Source organism: Rhizobium sp. SVR5-9E (assembly GCF_056755095.1).
Genome location: NZ_JBNDHS010000093.1, coordinates 1 through 22,339 on the forward strand (window position 1 = coordinate 1; position 22,339 = coordinate 22,339).

General features: G+C 59.4%; 17 protein-coding genes, 1 tRNA gene and 1 pseudogene. 8 read left to right on the top strand and 11 right to left on the bottom strand.

Annotation, left to right across the window (positions count from 1 at the left end; genetic code table 11):
- Positions 1 to 346 (bottom strand): annotated as a pseudogene (locus ACPYOJ_RS28145) (efflux transporter outer membrane subunit); the annotation flags it as partial.
- Between the two features lie 332 nt (positions 347 to 678).
- Here ACPYOJ_RS28145 and arsC point away from each other — a divergent pair.
- Complete coding sequence (gene arsC / locus ACPYOJ_RS28150) at positions 679 to 1,101, top strand: arsenate reductase (glutaredoxin) (protein ID WP_481419180.1); 423 nt, start codon at positions 679 to 681, stop codon at positions 1,099 to 1,101.
- Between the two features lie 69 nt (positions 1,102 to 1,170).
- On the opposite strand, the gene ACPYOJ_RS28155 is transcribed toward arsC, so the two are convergent.
- A complete protein-coding gene (locus ACPYOJ_RS28155) occupies positions 1,171 to 1,677 on the bottom strand; it encodes a hypothetical protein (protein ID WP_481419181.1) in 507 nt (168 codons plus the stop codon).
- Between the two features lie 424 nt (positions 1,678 to 2,101).
- Between ACPYOJ_RS28155 and ACPYOJ_RS28160 the strand changes: the two genes are divergently transcribed.
- Together ACPYOJ_RS28160 and ACPYOJ_RS28165 are read left to right on the top strand one after the other, a co-directional pair.
- Positions 2,102 to 2,422, top strand: coding sequence for a hypothetical protein (locus tag ACPYOJ_RS28160; protein WP_481419182.1), 321 nt, complete (start codon positions 2,102 to 2,104; stop codon positions 2,420 to 2,422).
- An 11-nt stretch (positions 2,423 to 2,433) separates the two neighbouring features.
- On the top strand, positions 2,434 to 2,754 hold the full coding sequence (locus tag ACPYOJ_RS28165; protein ID WP_481419183.1) for a hypothetical protein: 321 nt from the start codon (positions 2,434 to 2,436) through the stop codon (positions 2,752 to 2,754).
- Between the two features lie 107 nt (positions 2,755 to 2,861).
- Here the strand turns inward: ACPYOJ_RS28165 and ACPYOJ_RS28170 are convergent, their stop codons facing one another.
- The 8 genes from ACPYOJ_RS28170 to ACPYOJ_RS28205 all read right to left on the bottom strand — a co-directional run bounded on the left by ACPYOJ_RS28170 (position 2,862) and on the right by ACPYOJ_RS28205 (position 14,890).
- Positions 2,862 to 3,608 (bottom strand): methyltransferase family protein, encoded by a 747-nt coding sequence (locus tag ACPYOJ_RS28170; RefSeq protein ID WP_481419184.1) that lies wholly within the window; start codon positions 3,606 to 3,608, stop codon positions 2,862 to 2,864.
- A gap of 14 nt (positions 3,609 to 3,622) precedes the next feature.
- On the bottom strand, positions 3,623 to 4,429 hold the full coding sequence (gene cmoA, locus ACPYOJ_RS28175) for a carboxy-S-adenosyl-L-methionine synthase CmoA (protein WP_481419185.1): 807 nt from the start codon (positions 4,427 to 4,429) through the stop codon (positions 3,623 to 3,625).
- 189 nt (positions 4,430 to 4,618) lie between these two features.
- Positions 4,619 to 5,776, bottom strand: coding sequence for a UDP-galactopyranose mutase (gene glf / locus ACPYOJ_RS28180; protein WP_481419186.1), 1,158 nt, complete (start codon positions 5,774 to 5,776; stop codon positions 4,619 to 4,621).
- Positions 5,777 to 5,801: 25 nt separating this feature from the next.
- Positions 5,802 to 7,070 (bottom strand): DUF6250 domain-containing protein, encoded by a 1,269-nt coding sequence (locus tag ACPYOJ_RS28185; protein ID WP_481419195.1) that lies wholly within the window; start codon positions 7,068 to 7,070, stop codon positions 5,802 to 5,804.
- Positions 7,071 to 7,161: 91 nt separating this feature from the next.
- A complete protein-coding gene (locus ACPYOJ_RS28190; protein ID WP_481419187.1) occupies positions 7,162 to 7,896 on the bottom strand; it encodes a hypothetical protein in 735 nt (244 codons plus the stop codon).
- A gap of 74 nt (positions 7,897 to 7,970) precedes the next feature.
- Positions 7,971 to 10,016 (bottom strand): O-linked N-acetylglucosamine transferase, SPINDLY family protein, encoded by a 2,046-nt coding sequence (locus tag ACPYOJ_RS28195; RefSeq protein WP_481419188.1) that lies wholly within the window; start codon positions 10,014 to 10,016, stop codon positions 7,971 to 7,973.
- Positions 10,017 to 10,234: 218 nt separating this feature from the next.
- A complete protein-coding gene (locus tag ACPYOJ_RS28200) occupies positions 10,235 to 11,221 on the bottom strand; it encodes a hypothetical protein (RefSeq protein ID WP_481419189.1) in 987 nt (328 codons plus the stop codon).
- 450 nt (positions 11,222 to 11,671) lie between these two features.
- Complete coding sequence (locus ACPYOJ_RS28205; protein WP_481419190.1) at positions 11,672 to 14,890, bottom strand: beta strand repeat-containing protein; 3,219 nt, start codon at positions 14,888 to 14,890, stop codon at positions 11,672 to 11,674.
- Positions 14,891 to 15,449: 559 nt separating this feature from the next.
- On the opposite strand from ACPYOJ_RS28205, the gene ACPYOJ_RS28210 reads away from it, so the two are divergent.
- Both ACPYOJ_RS28210 and ACPYOJ_RS28215 read left to right on the top strand, forming a co-directional pair.
- Positions 15,450 to 17,378 carry an adenylate/guanylate cyclase domain-containing protein gene (locus ACPYOJ_RS28210; RefSeq protein ID WP_481419191.1) on the top strand — a complete coding sequence of 643 codons (1,929 nt, stop codon included), beginning with the start codon at positions 15,450 to 15,452 and terminating at the stop codon, positions 17,376 to 17,378.
- A 495-nt stretch (positions 17,379 to 17,873) separates the two neighbouring features.
- On the top strand, positions 17,874 to 18,749 hold the full coding sequence (locus ACPYOJ_RS28215) for a hypothetical protein (RefSeq protein ID WP_481419192.1): 876 nt from the start codon (positions 17,874 to 17,876) through the stop codon (positions 18,747 to 18,749).
- Between the two features lie 126 nt (positions 18,750 to 18,875).
- On the opposite strand, the gene ACPYOJ_RS28220 is transcribed toward ACPYOJ_RS28215, so the two are convergent.
- Positions 18,876 to 18,952, bottom strand: a tRNA-Arg gene (locus tag ACPYOJ_RS28220).
- A gap of 411 nt (positions 18,953 to 19,363) precedes the next feature.
- On the opposite strand from ACPYOJ_RS28220, the gene ACPYOJ_RS28225 reads away from it, so the two are divergent.
- The 3 genes from ACPYOJ_RS28225 to ACPYOJ_RS28235 all read left to right on the top strand — a co-directional run.
- Positions 19,364 to 20,773: a circularly permuted type 2 ATP-grasp protein gene (locus ACPYOJ_RS28225; RefSeq protein WP_481419193.1), complete on the top strand. Its 1,410-nt coding sequence runs from the start codon at positions 19,364 to 19,366 to the stop codon at positions 20,771 to 20,773.
- A complete protein-coding gene (locus ACPYOJ_RS28230) occupies positions 20,773 to 21,717 on the top strand; it encodes an alpha-E domain-containing protein (protein ID WP_168830351.1) in 945 nt (314 codons plus the stop codon). Before ACPYOJ_RS28225 ends, ACPYOJ_RS28230 begins: the two co-directional genes overlap by 1 nt.
- Before the next feature lie 11 nt (positions 21,718 to 21,728).
- A partial coding sequence (locus ACPYOJ_RS28235; protein WP_481419194.1) for a transglutaminase family protein occupies positions 21,729 to 22,339 on the top strand: 611 nt, incomplete at its 3' end.

A 22,339-nucleotide genomic window follows, 5' to 3' on the forward strand; every position in this document is an offset into this window, starting at 1 on the left:
TCGAACGGCGGTACTGGCCGAAGAGATCGAGCAGCCAGGAGATATTGGCATCGCCCTCGGAGGTGTTGGTGGCGCCGACCTGGTTGCGGCGCGAGCCCATCTGCCCGGAGACCGTCTGCGAGGCGCCGACCACCAGGCTCGGCAGCGAGCCGGCCCCGGCGACCGTCACATTGCCGGAGGCGGCGTTGATGCGCTCCATCGCCTGCAGCACGTCGAGGTTCTGGTCGATGCCGCGGGCCACCAGGCTGTCGAGCTGCTTGTCGCGGAACGCCGTCCACCACTGCACCGTCGCAACGTCGCCGATGTTCTTGGCGCCACCCTCAGCGAACTTGCCCGGAAGCGGCATCTCGGGGGGCGTATGATCCGGCCCGACCACGCAGCCGGCTAAGGCCGACGCGATCACAAAACATGCCGCGCTGCGAGTTAGTACAGTTCGCCCCTTCACCCACCATCCCCCTTGGTTTGGCTGAAGATAGGCCAAACATGGTTAATGAAGGGTTCATCCACTGCCTGGCCGTTGCAGCTTGCTGCAACCCCGAAGCAGCAGATAAGCTGCAATGGCCATTGAATAATTGGTGGGATCCGGCTACCGCGACGCAGCAAGTCGACAAGGGCCGTGTGTCGGGCGGATCGCCCGGGTCGCGGGCTAGATTGACCCCTATCGAACGAGGCAAAGCTATGAACGTCACCATCTACCACAATCCGGCCTGCGGCACGTCCCGCAATACGCTGGCGATGATCCGCAATGCCGGGATCGAGCCCACGGTCATCGAGTACGTACAAGCGCCGCCGTCTCGCGCGGAGCTGGTCAAGATGATCGCCGATGCGGGCCTGACCGTCCGCCAGGCCATCCGGGAAAAGGGCACGCCCTATGCGGAACTCGGGCTCGATGATCCTGCCCTGACGGACGATCAGCTGCTCGATGCGATGTTGAAGCATCCGATCCTGATCAACCGTCCCTTCGTGGTGACGCCGCTCGGTGCGCGTCTGGCGCGGCCGTCGGAACTGGTTCTGGATATCCTGCCCGGTACTCATAAGGGCGCCTTCACCAAGGAAGACGGCGAAAAGGTTCTCGATGCGGAAGGCAAGCGTGCTGTCTGATCTGCCAGCAGCGCAAGGGTTAATCTCGCGGCGCTGTGCAAGGAAGGGCAAACAAGCTGTCGGGCTCGCTTACTGGCGTCGGAGATCGATGCTGCTCGTGACAACCGTCTTTCCAGTCGCCGGATCGCGGTCGACGGTCCTGAGACGCAGGCCCTCCGCTCCGACCTTCTCGATGGTCATGCTTGCATTCCGGTCGCCATTGACGGGGCGAGGCCACCGGACGGAAAGATTGATCGCGTTTCCGCGGCGGCTTCCCGAAAGTGCGGACGGCAGGCCGGACGGTCCGACATATGTACCCGTGTAGCGATCGCCGTTCACCTTTAGATCCGCTGAAACGGCTTTGCGAATGACGAGCAAGCCGCGGCAGTTGCCCTTCATCGAAAAGTCGAACGCACCTGCCGTTGTTGCGAAGCTGCAGTTCACGTTGATCGGACTGCTGCCGATCCGCGTCAGCACTGTGCCAGCGCCGTTCCAATTTCCCGCGAGCGACTTGATAAAGTCGATCTCTGCGGCGGTGGCCGCAAGTGGTTGGACACCGGCAAGAGCAACGGATAACAAATAGGCGGCGCTGCGCATGATGGGACCTCGTAACTGATCGTGCCGAACGTCTCCCAGACAGATCAGTTCCCCGGCCGGCATTTTCGCGGATAGTGAGCGCCGGAAAACCGCTGATGATGCAATCCCGGCCGGTTTACGAGGCCATCACGGATGCTCAACGATTATCGCACAGCCGCATAAAAGCACATAGACCCCCGTATAGGTCATACCCTTCTCGTTGGTGCCTGATGCTTCCTCCCGTTCAATAGTCAGGCCGGGAGCGGGCCTTTATTCTCAAGATGCTTCTGCCGTGGGGCAGTTTCTCTCGATCGATCCCGAATGGAACCAGCATACCTCGTGGGTTGTTTCGAGAAAAAGACGACGAGAATGCTCGCAGCGGACACACTTGATCGAAGGGACATTTGGACACGGAAGCCGGCTCTATTACCATCGAGGTAAGATCATGAGTAAGCCCGCAGCTATTCTTTTTGCAGTCCTGACCGCTGCTCCCGCAGCCGCGCACGATGCGAAGCCGACGTCGATGCAGCCTAACGGATGGACATATCCGTTTTCGTGCTGCAGCGGCATGGATTGCCGCGAAGTCACAGACCAAGCGGTTCTCGAAGGCCCCCGCGGCTATGTCATCAAGCTCACGGGAGAGCTCATCATGTCCCGGGATACTCGCATCAAGGACAGCCCGGACGGGCATTTTCACCAATGCACGGTGGCTGGCGAGCCCACAGGGCGCACGATTTGCCTCTTCGTTCCGCCGCGTGCCTACTGAGGATTACGACCATGACACAGGAAACCAATCGTATCGAAAGCCAGCTCATCCCCTTGAAGCTGTTCCCGGATCGTATTTCGGAAGGCTGGACCACGGCGCCGACGCCGGACGCTCACTCAGCGCCGGACAGCGGCTCCGAGGCTCATTTGATGGCGTTTTCCTTCAGTAAAGGCCGATCCGCCGCGCCTCTGGACGGTCAAGCTATGCAGAGCCGGACATCTGCCACGACACTCTACGTGACCGGAACGCTGTTTGAGCTTTTCTGCTACACCGTCAACCTTGACCGGCTTGTCACGGCGATGGGTGAGCAGCCGGCGGCGACACTGCAGTAGAGCCGCGCAAGACGCGAGCACGCGGTCGAGGCTGCAGTTTCCCCTCGGGAAGCATGGCGGGTCATTCCGCAAGCGCGTCCCGGACGTCTGCTTAGGCTCGCGACACCCTAGGCGGCCTTGCCTTCGTGGAAAACGCCGCGCTTCTTGAGAAAGCTGATGGCTCCGGCGAGTACACCGAGAGCGGCCATCAATGCGATCAGGACAGACAGATAGCCGACATGTAGGGTCGGATTCGGTGCGGCGAGATATTCCCAAGCCTCCACCGCAACCACAGCGAATAAAGCAGCGCAAACTGTCGAATAATCCTTGGCGATGACGCGCTTGAAATTGAATTCCATGCCTTCGGTGGATTCGGCAAACTTGCCGAAACGCGGCATCCAGCGCGGCACATCCCGGCAATAGGCTCGATACCCATCGCCAAACTTGTCCTCGAGGAACGCTTCTTCCGCGTAAATGATGCACTGATAGATGAAGGCGAACAATGCGATGCCGGCAGCCACCACCCAAAGGCTGCCATGCACCAGGAACAAGCCGCTGTAGATCAGCATGTTGCCGACATAAAGGGGATTGCGGCAGATGCCAAACATCCCCCCTGTTACCAGATCCTTGGCATAGACTTTCTTGTTGAGGCCGCCCCGCCGGATATAGGCATAACCGATGACGATGGCGCGCAAGATCAAGCCCGCAAGCACAACGGCGAGCGCAATCAGATCTTTCCCTTCCTCAAGAAAGGCGCTGCCAAATATCTCGGTCGGCGGCAGCGCCATCAGCAGCAACCCCACGATCATCACGGGGAATGCCTGATTGCGGAACTGGAAGAAAAAATTCCCGATGCTTATCATCGTCTTCTTCATTTGATGACCCATGCCTATTTGACCGCGATAATTCCGCAGAAATTGTACCAGCGGAAAAAGACCTCGATCTGGCGAAATCCTGTCTCCTTGAGCAGCTGGACATTTTCTTCCAGGCGGTAGGGGATCAGCACATTCTCCAAGGCTTCGCGCTTTTTCGATATCTCGATTTCCGAATAGCCGTTCCGGCGCTTGAAATCGTAGTAGTGGTCGATGAAAAGCCGATTGAACATGGTGTCCTCGCTCGTGAGCTTCTCAATGAGAAGCAGACAGCCCTGCTCATTCAATCCGGAGTAGATCTGCTTGATCACGCGCTCACGATAAAGCGGGCGGACGAATTGCAACGTCAGCAGCATGGTGACGACGCTGGCATCCGTCATCGCCAGGCCCTGGTGAAGATCGCCGACCCTCAGATCAATCTGCCTGCTGGTTTCTGCCTGCTGGATCTTTACTTTGGCTTTCTCCAGCATCTCCGGTGCGTTGTCGATGCCGATGAACTTGACCCCTTCATCCAAAAAGGTATCGAGCATCAGCAACGTGGTCGCCGTCGAGCAGCCGATATCATAAAGATTGGTGCCGGGCCGTGCGAAATCCCGCGCCAGTTCGCAGACCATGCGCTGCATTTCTTCATAGAAGGGCACTGACCGGCTCACCATGTCATCAAAAACACCGGCAACCGTGGCGTCGAAGGCAAAGTCCCCAACCGGGTGGTCCTCGCTGAACACCTCGTCCTTACGTTCGATGTGGAGCACTTTGCTCAGGTCTTTCTCCGCCATTTTATCTGATCCTTGGCTTTGGTCTACGAACGCTTCGGGCTTTGGCACCGCGGGCAGACCGAGCCGGATGCCTTGTGCTGCAGCACGCCCGGTCCACGGGTCTGAAATTCTGCAGCTCGTTCAATTGACCGATTTCGCTAGCTGGCGAATGACGCGAAGTCAAGTTTCCTGACGGGAAAGGCGAGACATGAGCAGACCGGCGCCCGAAAGCACCGCGCGGCTACGTGTGATTTCCAGTCAAAGTGGCGAATGCAGGAATACCGGCATCGAAGCGCTCTCTGCCTTCTTGGAAAGATAGAGCCGTGCTGTGTCGAGAGCCTCGCGAATCGTCACATCCATATCGAGATAACGGTAAGTGCCAAGCCGTCCTACAAAGGTGACGGAGCTTTCCTGTTCGGCGCGCGAGACATAGTCGGTCAGCTGCTCCTTCTCCCTGACCAAGCGAATTGGGTAGTAGGGAGTGTCCTCAGGGCTGCAGGCGCGGGAGAATTCTTTATAGCAAACAGAGCCCGCATGATTCTCCCAGGGAGAAAAATGCTTGTGTTCAGTGATACGCGTGTAGGGAACCGAGACATCCCCATAGTTCATCACTGCGCAGCCCTGGTAGTCACCTTCATACGTAAAGCGCTCGAAATCGAGGGTGCGATAGCCGAGCCGGCCGAACTCATAGTCGAAATAGCCGTCAAGCGGACCCGAATAGAAGACGTGCCGGAAGTCTGCGCTTTGAGCACGGTCGAAATGCGTTCCGAGCTTTACCGTGATGTTGGGATGATCGAGAATACGTCCGATCATATCGGTATAGCCGTTCTCCGGCATGCCCTGGTACTTATGGAAGAAATAGTTGTCATCGTAGTTGAAACGCACCGGGAGCCGTTTCAGGATGGAAGCCGGCAGGTCCGTTGGTGAGCAGCCCCACTGCTTTTGCGTATATCCCTTGAAGAATGCCTCGTATAAGTCCTTCCCGACAAACCGGAGGGCTTGCTCTTCAAAGGTTTCCGGATCTGCTATGGAGCCGTCGGCCTGTTCTTCAATAAACTGGCGAGCTTCGTCGGGCCTGAAGCTCTTGCCAAAGAACTGATTGATCGTGTGAAGATTGACGGGCAGGGAATAAACCTGACCGTCGCTCGTCGTTTTGACGCGGTTCTTGTACGGTAGAAACGTCTGAAAACCGTTCACATAGCTCCAGACCTCGGCGTCATCCGTGTGGAAAATGTGAGGGCCATAGATATGGACCATGACCCCCGTCTCTTTGTCGCGTTCCGTATGGCAATTGCCGGCAATGTGGTCGCGGGCATCGATGACCTCGATTTCATGGCCCGCCTGTGCCAGTTCGCGCGCGATGACCGCGCCCGAAAGTCCTGCGCCCACGATAAGGATTTTTTCATTCACGCGCATTTGCAGACTAGTCCTATCTCAGGGCTCAACGTTTGGCGGGATCTAATGAAAGCTTAGCGCGCATGAGCGCATCATACGCACCGATCAAGCGATCCAGATCGAGTCCCTTTTCTTGTGGTCCGAAGCTCAAGTGGCTTACGGTAAAGTCCGCATAAATCGCGGTCGGTCGATTAAGGAAGGTCGGCAAACCAACTGTCAGAGCGTGTTCGTCATCGCCTTTCGGCAAAGCCATGTGGATCAGGTCTCTTCCGAGCCAGGCTATGAAATTGATCGATTGACGTTCGTTCCAATCGATGACCTTGGCTGGCAAGGGCAGGCGCTTGTCTTCCGTTTGCAGAAAATAGTCGTGCAGTTCATTGGCGCGCTCCGCGCTTTGCCAAAGACTGCCGCCAAAACCGCCGGGCGGCCGTTCGAAATGGCCGACTTGGTTGGGAATTGAGCCCGCAACCTGCTGCCAATAGGCGCATACGCCGTTGTTCACGACATTGGCGGAAACGACAACATATTTCGGATTGGTTCGCCTGAACTCGATGAACTCGCTGAGCTTTTCGATGTCCACATAAACGATGTCGTCATCGCATTTGAGGAATATCGAGTTCGAAAAGGTCTGCAGCCGCTTGGCATAGAAATCATAGGCCTGCCAATAGGGTATCTGCTCGTTCGGATTGCCGACGAAACGTTGTATGCGCGATCGTATGCCGCCCAATCCCAGATCAGCACCCCACCCGCCGCGGAGCATGATGGAGGCACCCGCCGAAAGGTCAAGCTCCGGCCAGTGGCCGATCGCCACGTTATTGACATGCAGCGAAGGGACTCCCGCTGCATCAATGTTGAGGACGATTTGATTGGGAGCCCCCGGCGACAGGATCGCTGGAGTGGGCTTGCTCCAAATCGCCTGCGCGTTGTCGCGATCGAAACCCTTGAGCTGACTGCGTGGCAGCTTGCGGAGGACCGAGTGCGAATTGCTCCAGCCGCCGACAACGATTTCGAAATAAGTATCACCGCCATCGTTCGGAACGACTGCAATGTGAAGGTCGTTGGTGATCGTCGCATTAAGGCGGAGAGGTTGATTGGGAGCCACCGATCCCCTGGATTGGTAGGACGCAGCCGCGCCCATGTACCGGACCGGGCCGAATTCGCGTGTCACCCATTCGTGGTCCTCCCGCGAGCGGGTGAAGTCCCAGACGTGCCACTCGTCAATGATCCCTGCATCCATTGCGGAACGGATGTACTGGGTCAGGATTTCCATTCTTTTCTGCCTGCCCGCAAAGGTAACAAGTATAACCGGAGCCATCGTATCTATAACCGGAGCCATTGTGTCTTCGTTGTTTGCATTCGCGTCATCAGGATCACAAGGATCCGCAGCCCATCCACGTCGACGCGGCTTACTTCCTTTTCAGGACGCCGATTCCCAGAAAATTGCCCGCGACCGAATCGTATTGCTGTTTGAATTCCCAAGAGTTGAAGTCGGACTCCGCTTCTTTGACGTAGCTCCAGAACAAGGTTGTTCCCGGGCATGCTTGAGAAGCAATGTCGTGATGCACGATAATTTCAGCGTCGTTGCGGACAAGCAGATGATCGAACATCACGCCCTGAAGTGAGTGGTCCCCATCAACAAATACCATCTGCGGCTTGAATACCGAGAGATAGTCAACCACCTCGCTCGAGGTTGACAGGTTTTGTATGTAGTGAACCGGCGTGGAAGATATTTGAATGTATTTCTTGATAAACGGAGTTGGTTCGATCGGGTCTATGGCGAGCGAAAAATCAATCGGAGCTCCGATCTTCTTCAGCCATTCATTGACGAGAATGAATGTGCCGCCCCATCGGCAGCCGATTTCCGTGTAGTTGCGAATATGCTTTGCATTGTGCGTTAGCCAGACGAGATACCTGGCGAGCTGAGAGGGGTACTGCCAGAGATGCAGTCCCTTACCGAAGAATTCACGCAGCTCTGCCGGTTGCTGTTCAAGATACTCGTCATTCAAACCCAGCTCCGGTATTAGCTGTTTCTCGATGAATTGGGTGTCGTAGCACCGTGAGATCGGCAAATTGCGAATTGTGGTTATGGTCGACTCTACAGAGTCAGCGATGCTTGCGTAGCGCTGATACTTCTCAATCATCCTACAGGTCCGATCTTCTTGTTTGAGCGCCACGCCGCAATTTGCGGGACTGATGGCGGAGCTTGGTCATTCCGTTAAGCGGCCGGTTCGGTCCATAAGCGAGAATCGCGGGGGAGCGGCGCGTAGTCGTGCCACTGAGCGAGCTTTTCGAGATACCGCCGCCGATAGGCGCGATCATCCTCGAACTCGACGCCTGCGAGGACAAGTTCTGCGCCGATCTCGTAGTAGACGTCGAGGTTGCGTAGGTCAGGGACCGGTGTTTCGCCGCGCTCAGTTTCACCCTGCATCTGCCAGAACAGCTCTTCGAGACGGCGTACAAGGCCTGGAATATCGCGCAGCACACTGGTCTCACGATTGCGTTGCAAGGCGTCCTTGATTGCCGTGAGGCTTTTTCGATCGTGCGCCAGGGCGATGGCGCGGCTCACATATTCGTCCGGCGTGCTGCAAATCAGTTCCGGAATGCCGGCCGCCGCTACGATGCTTGAGCAGAAACGTGCGGCAAAGGTTTTTCCCGGGAAAGTCAGGACAGGCAATCCCATAGTGATCGCATCCGCGGCAGTGGAATGCGCCCCGTAGGGGAAGGTGTCGAGGAAGAGATCGGCAAGACCGATGCGCGCGAGATGCTGCGGATTGTGCGCCTTCGCAGCAAAAATGAGCCGCTCGGGTGCCACACCGCTTTGCGCGGCCGCCTCGCGCAGGCGCTGGTTGACATCCTCGCTGCCGCCAAGCAGCCACAGCACGCTGCCCGGCGTTGCCGAAAGAATCTTCATCCAGCGTGCAAAACACTCGGCGGTGATCTTCTGCATCCCGTTGAAGGAGGCATAGACGAAAACATCCTCCGGTAGTCCGACCTGAGCCCGACTCGGTCGCTCAGCAATTTCCCGCTTACGGTCGATGGGCTGGTCACAAGCGATCCGCAGCACCTTTTCGGTGTAATAGATTTCGTTCTCCGGCGGCACGATCTGCGGGTCGGTAATCATATACTGATGAAACGGACTGCTCATCGTGCCGGGATAACCGCAGAAGTTGACAATGACCGGCGCCGGGCGATAGGCGAAGATGGCGGTCCGGGCATGTTTCGTATAGCCATTGACGTCGACAAGAACGTCGATTTCGTCGGCGGCGATTTGTTTCGCTGCGTCGAGATCGCCCAGTGCTGCAATATCGCGCCAGCAATGGACGGCCGCCCTGATGCGGTCATGTGTCTTATCACCGGACCGAGGCTCGCCGCAGTAATAGGCGAAGATCTCAATGCTGCTCTTGTCATGCAGCTCGAAAACTTCGCAGAGAGCGAAGCCGACCGCGTGCTGGCGCAAATCCGAAGAAACATAGCCGATGCGCAGGCGCTGCCCGGATCCCGTTTTGAGCCGCGCCGGCTTGAGCGGGAAACCCTTGGTGTCGGGCCGCCCGACCAGATTCTTGCCGTAACGATAAGCCTTGGCGAGCTGGAAAAGCGGGTCGTCGGCATAGCAGCCGAGCGTCAGCGGCGACATCGTATCAAGCAATTGACGGGCTGAGACATGGATCGATGGGGTAAGAACCGGCCATTTACACTGATGCTGGCGCAGCGAGGTCCAATGCTGGCCCGCTTCCAGCTTTGAGGGTTGCAGCTCGATCGCCTGCCACAAGGCGGCTTCCGCATCCGCCAGCTGGCCGGCGGTTTCCAGCACACGACCGGTATGGTGGAGCGCCATCACGCGATGACTGAGGCGGTCAGGCGTGATCTCGTCGGTTGCTTCCGCAAAGTTCCGCCATTGCCGGACGGCCTGACCAATCAGGCCGCAGTCTTCCAGAGCGCGGCCGAGGTTGATGTGGGCGGGACCGAACGCGGGCTCATGTTTCAGGCAGGTGCGCAGTGCCTGGATCGCACCCGCGACATCGCCCATGTTGCGCAGGCAGACAGCATAATTGAAGCAGGCCATGTGCAGCAGCGGATTTGTATCGTTGAAGGCGATCCAGGTTTTGTAGAGGTCGGCCGCTTGCGCTAACAGTCCAACGCCGGCGAAGCCTTCTGCGGCCTGGAACAATGCGGTCAGAGACATCTGCTGATTACGCGCTTGCAGCAACATATCTGCAAGCGGCGACGCCTGACTGGAAGCGATTGTTGTATTGACGGTCATGCCTTTCCCTCGACAAAACGGCGCTGTGGCCGAAGACTGCAGGCGCAAAAGGGCCTGGTCCTTTATTGACGGCCCTGCCTTGCGCGGGGCTGGTTGTCTTGGAAGAGGCGGAATGGCAGTCCGCCGAGAACGAAAAATGGACGGCGCCTTGGCGCGCCGCCCGCTCTTGCAACATCGAATGAAGTGTTGCGGCGCGGCCGAAGCCGCGCCGTTGTCTATTATTGGACGGTCGTGTCGTTGTAGGCAGCGAGGACCCAGGCAGTCTGGTCGGTCGACATTGACGGCACCTGGGCGTCCGTGATGCCGTCGAGCTGCGCATCCGTCAGACCCATGATATCGTCCGAACCCAGGCCCTTGATGGCCGTCAGGCTGATGGCACCGATATCAGCAGAGCTGAAGCCTGCGAAGTCGCCGGCATCGAACGCTGCGATCTGGTTCGCCGACAGGGTCGAGACTTGATCGGTCGTCAAAGCGGTTGCCTGGTCGGAGGTGAGGGCAGCAGCCTGGGCGGTCGTCAGGCCCTTGATGTGGGCCGCGTCGAGACCGGCGACGTCCGCAGTTGCGATCAATGCGACGTTGGCAGCGGAGAGGCCAGCCAGGGTCTTCGTATTGAGCGCGTTGAGATCGGCGCTATTCAGCGTAAGGAGCTGGTCCGAGGTCAAGCCAGCGGCGCCAGCCGTGCTGAGGCCGACAAGCTGGCCGCTCGTCAAGGTACCGAATGCGGCGCTGTCGATAACGCTGACCTGGGCGCTGCTCAGCGCAGAGACCTGCGAGCTCAGCAGGTAGCCGACCTGGGTGCTCGAAAGCTCATCGGCTTGAAGGGCCGAAACCTGCGTGGACTTCAGGGCCTGCAGGTGAGCCGAGTCGAAGTTTGCCAGGTCGGTGTTGTCGAGCGAGGAAATGACAGCGGTCGACAGGCCGGCAACCTGGGTCGAGCTGAATGCCGCAACGCCGTTCGTGATTGCCTGGAGCTGGTCGAGCTTCAATCCGGCAAGAGCGCCCGTCGACAGGCTGGTGAGGTTTGTCGTGCCCAGCGAGCTGATGTCGTCGCTGCTGATTGCGCCGAGCTGAGTTGAATTGAGCACGGCCACCTGAGTGGTCTTCAGGCCAGCGAGCTGGGCGGTGCTGAGATTCTGAATCGAAGTTGCGGAAAGAGATTTGACCTGGTTGGCGGTCAGAGATTGTACAAAGGAAACGGCTGACATGGATGTACCCCAAGGTTAGTTGTGCCGCGGCGACGCCGATCTCGGACATCACCCTCCGACAGAGGACTATGCTAGGTGAAACATGGCTCGATCGAGCCAGCGCATCGGAATGGCATCATGCATCCAGAGCAACACGTCTCTGATTCCCACGCCCTCGAAAGCGAGTAGCAATGCCATGTCACCGGGATTGGCTTGAAAGTGCCGGTGCGCGCAGCTTTTGCCTTCCGCGTTCTGAGACATGATTATTCCGCAGATTTTAAATTTGGGTTAACTGCCGCCCGGATTCCGGATTGTTGTTTTTGTTTGCCGCGGCCCATATTTGGGTCGGTCGAATAGAAGCGGGCGACATGCTTTCATGCCGCCCGTCTATATTGCCTCGCAAGAGGTGCCTTATGATCTTTACTTGTCGCTGAGAGCATTGACTTGCCGGGTGAGGCGTTCTGGAAGCGGTCAGGAGCCGTCAAATTCCGCATAGGCTGCGATTACCGCATCGACTTGCGCCGAATTCAGTGCCCGCGCCTGCGCTGACGTGAAGGCGTCCAGCTGCTGGCTGCTCAGGCCCCCAATATCGGCCGTGGACAGGCCCGGCAGAGCTCTCGTATTGATCGCCGCGATTTCGTCCGTCGTGAAGGTCTGGATGTCCTCCACCAGCATCGCCGCGATCTGTGCGGCCGAGAGCGCCTGGATCTGCGTCGAATTCAAGGCATCGATCTGCTCGGATGACAGTGCTGTGATCTGGTCGCTCGTCAGCCTGGCAATCTGGCTGGTCGTCAGCGCATGGATCTGGTCGGTGGAGAGGGCCGCGACGGCATCGGTGGACAAGCCATACAGCGACCGCGTGCTGATCGCCGCGATCTCGTCGGGCGTGAAGGTCGCGATGTCTTCCGGTTCTAGGGCGCCAAGCTCGGCCGCCGTCAGTGCCGCGATTTGCGAGCTCGTCAAGGCGGCAACCTGATCCGTCGACAGGGCGGCGATCTGGCTGCTTGCGAGCGCCGCGATCAGGCGGTTGGAAAGGGCGGCGGTCTGGCTGGTCGAGAGCGCCGTAACATCCAGTCCCGCCGCTTGCCGCGTGGTCAGGGCGCTGATCTGCGCGGTGCTCAAGGCCCCGACCTGCTCGGGTGACAGCGCGGCGATCTGGTCGCTCGTCAGCACCACAAACTGGGCGGTCGTCAGGGCGTTCAGCTGATCCGAGGAGAGAGCCGCAACGGCGCCGGTGGACAAACCCGGCAGCGCCCTGGTGCTGATTGCCGCGATTTCGCCGGTCGTGAACGTCGCGATGTCTTCGGACTCCAGGCCCCTGATATCGAGCGCCGTCAGGGCAGCGACTTGCGCGCTCGTCAGGGCGGCCGCCTGATCAGTTGAGAGAGCGCCAATCTGATTGCTTCCGAGTGCTGCGATCAGGCCCGTCGAAAGGGCGGCGGTCTGATCGGTCGAGAGCGCCGTGACATCCAGCCCCATGGCTTGCCGCGCGAGCAGGGCACTGATCTGCGTGGTGCTCAAGGCGCCCATCTGGCCGGATGACAGCGCTGCGAGCTGAACGGTCGTCAGCGTCGCAACCTGACGGGCCGTTAGCGCGTGGAGCTGGTCGCTGGAGAGAGCCGCGACGGCATCGGTGGACAAGCCCGGCAGCGATCTGATGCTAATCAGCGCGATTTCGTCAGTCGTGAAGGTTGCGATATTTTCCGGTGACAGGGCGCCAAGCTCGACCGCTGTCAGGGCGGCGACTTGCGCGCTCGTCAGGGCGGCCGCTTGATCGGTTGACAGGGCGGCGATCTGGTTGCTTCCGAGTGCTGCGATCAGGGTCGTCGACAGTGCGGCGGTTTGATCGGTCGAGAGTGTCGCGACATCCAGGCCGAGGGCTTGCCGCCATGTCAGGGCACTGATCTGCGCCGTGGTCAAGGCGCCGACTTGCTCGGATGACAGCGCCGCGAACTGAACGGTCGTCAGCGTGGAAATCTGGCTGGTTGTCAGCGCGTGGATCTGGTCGCTGGAGAGGGTCGCGACGGCATCGGTGGACAAGCCCGGCAGCGCCCGCACGCTGATCGCCGCCATCTCGGCGGTCGTGAAGGTCGCGAGGTTATCCGGCGATAGCGCGCCAAGTTCGGCCGCGGTCAGTCGGGCGATTTGCGCGCTCGTCAGGGCAGCGGCCTGATCGGTTGAGAGGGCGGCGATCTGGCTGCTTCCGAGTGCCGCGATCACGCCCGTCGACAGGGCGGCGGTCTGGTCGGTGGAGAGCGCAGTCACATCCAGCCCCAGGGCTTGGCGCGAGGTCAGGGCGCTGATCTGTGTCGTGCTCAGGGCGCCGACCTGCTCGGATGAGAGCGCGGAGATTTGGTCGCTCGTCAGCAAGGCGATCTGGCCGGTTGTCAGCGCATGAATCTGGTCCGTGGAGAAGGCGGCGATGGCGTCGGCGGACAGGCCCGATAGCGACCGCGTGCTGATCGCGGCGATCTCGCCGGTCGTGAAGGTTGCGACATTTTCCGGCGACAGGCCACGCAGCTCGATTGAAGTCAGCGCAGCAATTTGCGCGCTCGTCAGGGCGGCCGCCTGATCGGTTGAGAGCGCGGCGATCTGGCTGCTTCCAAGTGCCGCGATCACGCTCGCCGAAAGGGCGGCGGTCTGGTCGGTCGAGAGGGCCGTGACATTTAGTCCAGGGGCTTGCCGCCATGTCAAAGCGCCGATCTGCGTGGTGTTCAAGGCACCAACCTGCTCGGATGACAGCGTCGCGATTTGGCCGCTCGTCAGCGCGGCAATCTGGCCGCTCGTCAGCGCATGGACCTGGTCGGTGGAAAGAGCCGCGATGGCATCGTTGGACAGGCCCGGCAGCGACCTGGTGCTGATCGCCGCAATCTCGTCGGGTGTAAAGGTTGCGATGTCTTCCGGCGACAGGGCCCGAAGTTCGACCACTGACAGCGCGGCGACTTGGGCGCTCGTCAGGGCGTCCACCTGGTCGGCTGAGAGGGCTGCGATCTGGTTGCTTCCAAGCGTGGCGATCAGGGTCGTCGAAAGGGCGGCAGTCTGCTCGGTGGAGAGCGCCGTGACATCCAGTCCTACGGTTTGCCGCGAGGTCAGTGCGCTGATCTGCGTGGTGCTCAAAGCCCCCATCTGCTCGCCAGAAAATGCCGCGAGCTGAGCGGTCGTCAGCGCGGAAACCTGGCGGGTCGTCAGTGCGTGGACCTGATCGGTGGAAAGAGCCGCAACGGCGTCGGTGGACAAGCCCGGTAGCGTCCTGGTGCTGATCGCCGCAATCTCGTCGGTCGTGAAGGTCGCGATGTCTTCCGGCGTGAGGGCGTGGATTTCATTGAGACTGAAGGCGCCGATCTGCGAGCTGGTGAAGGCAGCGACCTGATTGCTGTCCAGTGCTGTCATCTGGCCGGCGGAAAGGACTGCGACCTGTCCCGTGGACAGGCTCTGGATTTGCTGCGCGGACAGAACCGCCAACTGGTCGGCCGTCAAGCCGACGATGGCGCCCGGCGATACGGCGCTCATCTGTTGCGCGCTCAGTGTGTGGACGTTGTCCGCACCCATAGCAGCGATCTGACGCGCGTTGAGGACTTTGACTTGGTCAGCGCTGAGGGCTGCCGCATCCTCGGTAGTCCACGCGGCGATCGAAGCCGTGGAAAGGCTCCGGATTTGGCTGATGGACAGCGTAGGGATGGTTGTTGTCATGGACGCGCCCCGGATTTGCTAACGGATCAAAAACGTCGTTACCTGCGCGCTCCGGGCGAGTGGGCCAATCAGGCCCTCCCTGTGTTGGACCAGGCCAGCTCCGTGCTGCTCGGGGTTTCGCCAGCTCAGACGGACGCCGCCATCGCGTGGTTGCTGCGAAGGAAACGCGATTTTTGCAGAGAACATGGCTCGGACGAGCCTGCGCATTGGAAGGGCATCATGCATCCAGAGCCATCGGCCCTGATCCCCACGCCAGTCAACGCGAACGTCTTCGCGCTACAACAGCCAGTCCCCCGAATCGGCGGTCAAGGCTGCGCACGAACCTTCGCTACTGTGGGACTGTTAGTCAATAGCCGTTAACGTTCGGTTAACGCCCGCCAACCCTCGCTTTCACCAGCGCGGTCCTGTCGGTGGGCCAAGCTCTTGAAAAACCGCAAGTCGGAAAGGCCAGAAGCGATGGGGGTCACAAGCAGACATGCCGTTTTGGCGGTGTGCTAGTTGCGGCGCTTCGATGGGTGTAGACTCCCGGCATATTGCATGTTCATGCAAGGCAACGATGATGAGTACCCCCGCGCTCGACCGGAAGCTGCTCACGATCCTAGCCGCGGATATGGTAGGCTACTCGAAGGCGATGGAGGCCGATGAGGCCGGCACCATCAAGCGACTGAAGGCCATCCGCGCCGACCTGATCAATCCCGCCATCTCCCAGCGCCATGGCACCGTTATCAAGCTGATGGGTGACGGCGCGCTCGTCGCCTTCGACAGCGTGGTTGATGCGGTTGCCTGCGCCGCGGAGTTTCAGAATACCGTGGCCGCGCGCAACGCCGACCTGCCGGAGGCTGAGCGCATCGTATTCCGCGTCGGGATCAATCTGGGCGATGTGGCGTTGGTGGATGGCGATGTCTATGGTGATGGCGTGAATGTCGCCGCGCGGCTGGAGCAGTTGGCAGAGCCGGGCGGCGTGATGGTGTCGGGGACGGCATACGATCATCTCCAGGGCAAACTCGATTGGCCGCTCGATTTCGCCGGCGAGCCGCAGGTCAAGAACATCAGCCGCCCGGTGCGGATGTATCGGCTGAGACTCGACGGCAAACGGGCACGTCGCCCGCTTCTCGGAATGATGCCGCGCTGGGCCAAGACGGCTGCGGCGGCGATCGTGGCGCTGGCTCTGGCAGGCGGCGGGGTTTGGTGGTTCTTGCAGCCCGAGCCTTTGAGCGGCAAGCCGTCGGTGGCAGTGCTGCCCTTCAACAATTATGGCGGCGACGATGCCAGCGGGCGTCTGGCCGATGGCCTGACTGAGGACATCATCACCGACCTCGCGCGGTTTCCCGAATTCGAGGTGGTGGCGCGGAATTCGACGGAAGTTTATAAAGGCAAGCCAGTGGATGCCCGCCAGGTCGCAAGTGCGCTCCATGTCGGCTTTGTACTGGAAGGCTCGATCCAGCGGCAGAGGGACCGGGTACGGATCACAGCACAGTTGATCGACGCAAGAAACGGCCACCATCTTTGGTCGGAGAATTGGGACCGGCCCGCTGAGGACGTGTTCGCCGTTCAGACCGAAATCGCAGAGCAGGTCACGAACCGCCTCGGCGGCGGAGTCGGACTGATTCAAGAAGCCGGGCGGGCTGCAGCCAAACGTAAACGGCCTGAAAACCTGAATGCCTATGATTACTATCTGCTCGGGTCCGAGAATATTGAAAAGCTCACCAAAGCGGATGCGGAGGAGGCCGTCACGTTTCTCAACCGCGCCGTCGAGCTGGACCCGGGGCTGGCACGGGCCTGGGTGGAACTTTACCATGCTCATGATCTATTGGGTGTGTTTGGTGTCGATCCCGAGAGCAACCGCAAGGCGGCTGCCGATGTAGCCGAACGCGCGGTGCGGCTTGATCCGAGCGACGCTGAAGCACACGCGGTGTTTGGTATGAGCCTTGCTAATAAGGGCGACATGGGCCGCGCCAAGGCTGAGCTGGACACGGCCCTTCGTCTAGCTCCCGGTTCGTCCGAAATCCTCACTTTTTATTCCGGCTTTGCAGCACGCTTCGGTGAACCCGAACGCGGCGCTCAAATGGTCGACCAGGTAATGCGGCTCGACCCGAACTATCCAATGTGGACGTCCAACTTCTTCTCGCCTGCCTATTTTATGGCGGGCCGGTATGAGGACGCGGTGAAGATGCTGGACCGCATGACGCCTAACAACTACCAAAAGTGGAATTGGGTGGTGCGTAGCAGCTCCCTCGCGGCACTGGGTCGAACCGATGAGGCGAATGCTTCGGTTGTAGAAACTCTCAAGCGGCACCCGGACCTGACTGTCGAGAGCATGATCAATGAATCCGGCCTGAGCGCAATGGAGCGCAGTCGGTTCATAGAGACAATGCCGCTAGCTGGCTTCCCGGCGTGCGCCAAGCCCGAGACACTGGCGAAACTCGCCAAACCTCTGCGACTGCCGGAATGTGAGGCAGGAAAGGCGAAGCCTCTCGATCAGCCATAGAACAGCCCTGTGCAACGCGCGCGAGAGCCGCTGATCGCCCCGGTACCGGCGAGCGCTGTCGCTGAGGGTTTGGCGCGATGACGCAAATGGTTGCAACGCTCCGCGAAGCACCCACTAAGTCGGCTTTGGGTCATCCACGCCGACCCGGCGTTGTCCGACATATACCCGCTTCCTGCCCAAATACGGACGACTGCAGCCTGCTGATGTTTTGCGGCTCAGCCGGCATCCTCGTTGACCAAACTGGAGCAGCGCGAAAGCGGTCTCTCGGGTTCTCAACGCAACTTTGTCAGCGCGTTTTCACGAACGATTTCAGTCGGAACGGAGGCCGCGCCCAGGTCGCAATTCAGACACTGCGGCTGAAAGTTCTCTCTTTTGTTCCGGAGCGTTTTTCGAATGGGCATAAGAATCATTGCGTTGGGAGTTTTGGCGCATCCGACGAGATGAAACTGGGAACTCCTATGTAATTGCTGGACCAATATAATTCGTAGTGACGTCTTGGCCGCCGATGTTGGAATAGCGCGTCTCTTCGATCCCCGTCTCTTCGATCTCCACCATTTCGATGCCCCCTCTCTCGTTGACCAAATTGTGGGCCCACTAGCAAAGGTGCTCGGGATCGGCTCCAACAACTTGCATTTGGATACGCTACCTGTGGTAATTGGGAACATGAACGCCGTTGAACAGAACCTTGCCAACTGGAGGGCCGCGCTCCTGTCGAGCATTCCGGTTGGCGGTCTGCTGTCTCGCAACCCCGTTGCGTACAAGTGGAAGGCATCATTTCGAGTCTGGATGCTGCGTGAGGCCGTGTTCTGGCGGCTGCACGATTTGATGACGCAATCCTACGCGCTACATCAGCAGGGGCATGGCCTCGGCGCACGCATCCTGCTGCGGAGCGGCTTCGAGTCGCTCGCCACGCTGATCTACCTCAACCAACTCATGCAACAGGTGCTCGACTGCAAAATAAGCTTCCATGCCTTCGGCGAGAAGACCTCGGTGCTTTTGCTCGGGTCGCGGGACGGTTCGACAGAGCATCAGTCCATCAACATCGTGACGATCCTTCAAAAATCCGACAAGCGTTATCCCGGCATAGAAAAGCTCTATGCTATCTTGTCTGAAAGTGCTCATCCGAACTACGAAGGCATGGTGGCCGGCTATTCAAAGATCGCTCACGACGAGTACGAGACGCATTTCTCGAACCGTTGGATGGAGCTGTATGGCGACCGGCACCTTGGGTCGATGGAACTATGCATGAGCACGTTCCACCATGAGTACAATGACGTTTGGCCCGCTCTCACGGAAAAGCTCGAAGGTTGGATCGAGGCGAACGACGCTAAGCTAGAGGCGACCAAGAACGATCCGCTGATTCGAGCCTAATGCAGCGCGTGACGACCAGTCGAAGGCCTTCCGGAGACGCTAGTCCGCGTTTATGGTGGTCAGAATCCGCGAACTGAGGGTGCGAGCGAGTCCGCACTTATGTGGCGATGCAGATTAGGAAAGTGGTGGCGCACCCGACAGGATTCGAACCTGTGACCTTTGGAATCGGAATCCAACACTCTATCCAGCTGAGCTACGGGTGCATGCCTGAGGCGGTTTGAATCGCCTGTCCGATGCGTGGTTCTTAGCCTAGCTTCTCCTGCGCTTCAATCTCCAAAATGGAAAAGTCCGCCGTTCTTGCGATCAGCGGGCTTGATATTCTCGGCCAATCCGTTTGGACCTGCGTCGGCGCTGGCGAAACGAGCCCTAGGGAGCGCAGAGCGCCGACCGAGTAGCCGCTATTTGGGCAGGATCCCGAGCGGAAAATAATCACATGCCCAGACTTTGGCCGCCATACCCCAAGCGGGTTCTTGCGCCTTTGCCTCGTGCCGTTGCCGACCGCCGATTTTTCACGGGTTTTGGCATTTGAATACGCCTTGCCGTTCCACTTTGCATGGTTCTTGCATTGCCCTTTGCATTGTATTCAAATGAACAGAAAAAGGGGAGCCACACCTTTGGCGTTCGATGAAATGATCACCGGGAACGAAAGTCCCCGTCAGCCATATGAGAAATACTTCGAGTGGTACAATGCCCAGGACAGGGCGCATCTGATTGCCAAATCGCGCGACGCGGAAAACATCTTCCGGAAGACCGGCATCACCTTTGCGGTATACGGACACGCGGACTCCTCCGAAAAACTCATCCCCTTCGACATCATCCCCCGCATCATCTCCGGCCGCGAGTGGCGCAAGCTCGCGCAGGGCATCGAGCAGCGGGTGATCGCGCTCAACGCCTTTCTCGACGACATCTACCACAAGCAGGAGATCATCCGGGCGGGCCGCATTCCGCGCGAACTGATCGAGAAGAATGAGGCGTTCCTGTCCGAGATGATCGGCTTCCGTCCGCCCGGCGGCGTCTATACCCATATCGTCGGCACCGATATCGTGCGGACCGGCGAAGATCAGTTCTACGTGCTGGAGGACAATGCCCGCACGCCTTCCGGCGTCAGCTACATGCTGGAGAACCGGGAGACCATGATGCACATGTTCCCGGAGCTTTTTCACGAGAACAAGGTTCAGCGTGTCGAGGACTATCCGTATCTGCTGCGCCAATCGCTCGCCTCGCTCGCCCCTCCCGGCTGCAAGGGCAAGCCGCGCATCGCGGTGTTGACGCCCGGTATCTACAATTCCGCCTATTACGAGCATTCGTTCCTCGCCGACATGATGGGCGTGGAGCTGGTCGAAGGGGCGGATCTGCGCGTCCTCGACGGCAAGGTGAAGATGCGCACGACGCGCGGTTATGAGGCGATCGATGTGCTCTACCGCCGCGTCGATGACGACTTCCTCGATCCGCTGACCTTCCGGGCCGATTCCGCGCTCGGCATTCCCGGCATCATGGATGTCTACCGCTCGGGCAACATCACCATCGCCAATGCGCCCGGTACCGGCATCTGCGACGACAAGGCGATCTATTCCTACATGCCGGAGATCGTCGAGTTCTATACCGGCCGGAAGGCACTTCTCGAGAACGTGCCGACCTGGCGGTGCTCGGAAGCCGGCAGCCTGAAATATGTGCTCGAGCATCTGGACGAACTCGTCGTCAAGGAGGTCCACGGCTCGGGCGGCTACGGCATGCTTGTCGGCCCGACGGCTTCCAGGAAGGAGTGCGCCGACTTTGCCGAAAAGCTGAAGGCCAAGCCCGCCAACTATATCGCCCAGCCGACGCTTTCGCTTTCGACTGTGCCGATCCTCGTCAACAAGGGGATTGCGCCGCGCCACGTGGACCTGCGTCCCTATGTGCTGGTGTCCGACAAGGTACAGATCATTCCCGGCGGTCTGACCCGCGTCGCACTGAAGCAAGGCTCGCTGGTCGTCAATTCGAGCCAGGGCGGCGGCACCAAAGACACCTGGGTATTGGAGGACTGATGCTCGGAAGAACTGCAAACGGACTCTACTGGATGTTCCGTTACATTGAGCGCGCCGAGAATATCGCGCGCCTTATCGATGCCGGGCTGCGCATGTCGCTGACCAGAAGCGGTGATGGCGATGATGACTGGGACGGCGTGCTGCAGAGTGCCGGCGTTCGAGAGGCCTACGAGGAGGTTCACTCCAAGATTACCCGGGCCGATGCGATCGACTACCTGCTGCGCGACCGCTCGAACCCGTCGAGCGTCATGTCCTGTATCGACTATGGCCGCAACAATGCGCGCATGGTCCGTACGGCGCTGACGCGCGAAACCTGGGAGGCGACCAACGAATTCTGGATCGAGCTCAAGGGGCTGCTTTCCAAGCGCCTCAAGGCGGCCGAGATGCCCGAGGTCATCGATGTCATCAAGCGGCGGGCGGGGCTCACCCGCGGGGCGTTCCACGGCTCGATGCTGAGGAACGAGCTTTACAACTTCGCCCGCATCGGCACGTTCATCGAGCGGGCCGACAACACGAGCCGCATTCTCGACGTGAAATATTACGTGCTGCTGCCCTCTGTTTCGCAGGTCGGCTCGTCCATCGACAACGTCCAGTGGGAATCGATCCTGCGCTCGGTTTCGGCGCATCGCTCCTATAGCTGGGCCTACGATGCGGAATACAAACCGGTCAACATCGCCGACTTCCTGATCCTCAACGGCCAGATGCCGCGTTCGCTGGCCTATTGCTACGAAAAGATCGTCAGCAACCTCGGCTACATTTCGCGCAGCTACGGCGGTGAACGCCTGCCTGCCCATGATACGGCGGACGCCATCCGAACATCGTTGCAAGCAAGGCAGATCAAGGATGTCATCGACCAGGGGCTGCACGAGTTCCTCGAGGATTTCGTCAATCGAAACAACCAGCTGGGTATCGAAATTTCCGAGGGTTACCGGTTCTACGTTTAGCGGGGCATGAGATGAGACTGAAGATTAGCCATGTCACCGAATACCGCTACGACGAGCCGGCGCACTTTTCGCTGCAGCGCCTGCGGCTGACGCCGCCCAGTGCCTTCGGGCAGAAGGTTCTGAACTGGTCGTTGCATGTCGAAGGCGCCAAGCCCGAGGTGGAATACGACGACCAGTTCGGCAACCACGTGAACCTTGTCTCGCTGGAGGGCGAACAACAGGTGACGCGCATCGTCGCCGAGGGCGAAGTTGAAACCGAAAATCGCAACGGAGTGACTGGTCCGCACACCGGTTATTGCCCGCTGTGGCTGTTTTTGCGGGACACGGGGCGCACCCGGCCCGGCAAGCTCATCAAGGACCTCATCAGGACCGTCAACGGCGATAGCGAACTCGCCCGCATGCATGCGCTGATGGCAGCCATCCACGAGGCGATCGACTACATGCCGGGCACCAGCGACACGGAAACGACCGCCGAAGAGGCGATGGAGAAGAAGACTGGCGTCTGTCAGGACCATGCCCACGTCTTTATCGCGGCTGCTCGCGCAATGCAGGTGCCCGCCCGCTATGTGTCCGGTTACCTGATGATGGAAGGGGAGGCCGAACAGGCCGCCACGCACGCATG

Coding starts and splice junctions, on each gene's coding strand:
- arsC (WP_481419180.1), top strand. CDS start 679: ATGAACGTCACCATCTACCACAATCCGGCCTGCGGCACGTCCCGCAAT.
- ACPYOJ_RS28155 (WP_481419181.1), bottom strand. CDS start 1,677: ATGCGCAGCGCCGCCTATTTGTTATCCGTTGCTCTTGCCGGTGTCCAA.
- ACPYOJ_RS28160 (WP_481419182.1), top strand. CDS start 2,102: ATGAGTAAGCCCGCAGCTATTCTTTTTGCAGTCCTGACCGCTGCTCCC.
- ACPYOJ_RS28165 (WP_481419183.1), top strand. CDS start 2,434: ATGACACAGGAAACCAATCGTATCGAAAGCCAGCTCATCCCCTTGAAG.
- ACPYOJ_RS28170 (WP_481419184.1), bottom strand. CDS start 3,608: ATGAAGAAGACGATGATAAGCATCGGGAATTTTTTCTTCCAGTTCCGC.
- glf (WP_481419186.1), bottom strand. CDS start 5,776: ATGCGCGTGAATGAAAAAATCCTTATCGTGGGCGCAGGACTTTCGGGC.
- ACPYOJ_RS28185 (WP_481419195.1), bottom strand. CDS start 7,070: ATGGCTCCGGTTATACTTGTTACCTTTGCGGGCAGGCAGAAAAGAATG.
- ACPYOJ_RS28190 (WP_481419187.1), bottom strand. CDS start 7,896: ATGATTGAGAAGTATCAGCGCTACGCAAGCATCGCTGACTCTGTAGAG.
- ACPYOJ_RS28195 (WP_481419188.1), bottom strand. CDS start 10,016: ATGACCGTCAATACAACAATCGCTTCCAGTCAGGCGTCGCCGCTTGCA.
- ACPYOJ_RS28200 (WP_481419189.1), bottom strand. CDS start 11,221: ATGTCAGCCGTTTCCTTTGTACAATCTCTGACCGCCAACCAGGTCAAA.
- ACPYOJ_RS28205 (WP_481419190.1), bottom strand. CDS start 14,890: ATGACAACAACCATCCCTACGCTGTCCATCAGCCAAATCCGGAGCCTT.
- ACPYOJ_RS28210 (WP_481419191.1), top strand. CDS start 15,450: ATGAGTACCCCCGCGCTCGACCGGAAGCTGCTCACGATCCTAGCCGCG.
- ACPYOJ_RS28230 (WP_168830351.1), top strand. CDS start 20,773: ATGCTCGGAAGAACTGCAAACGGACTCTACTGGATGTTCCGTTACATT.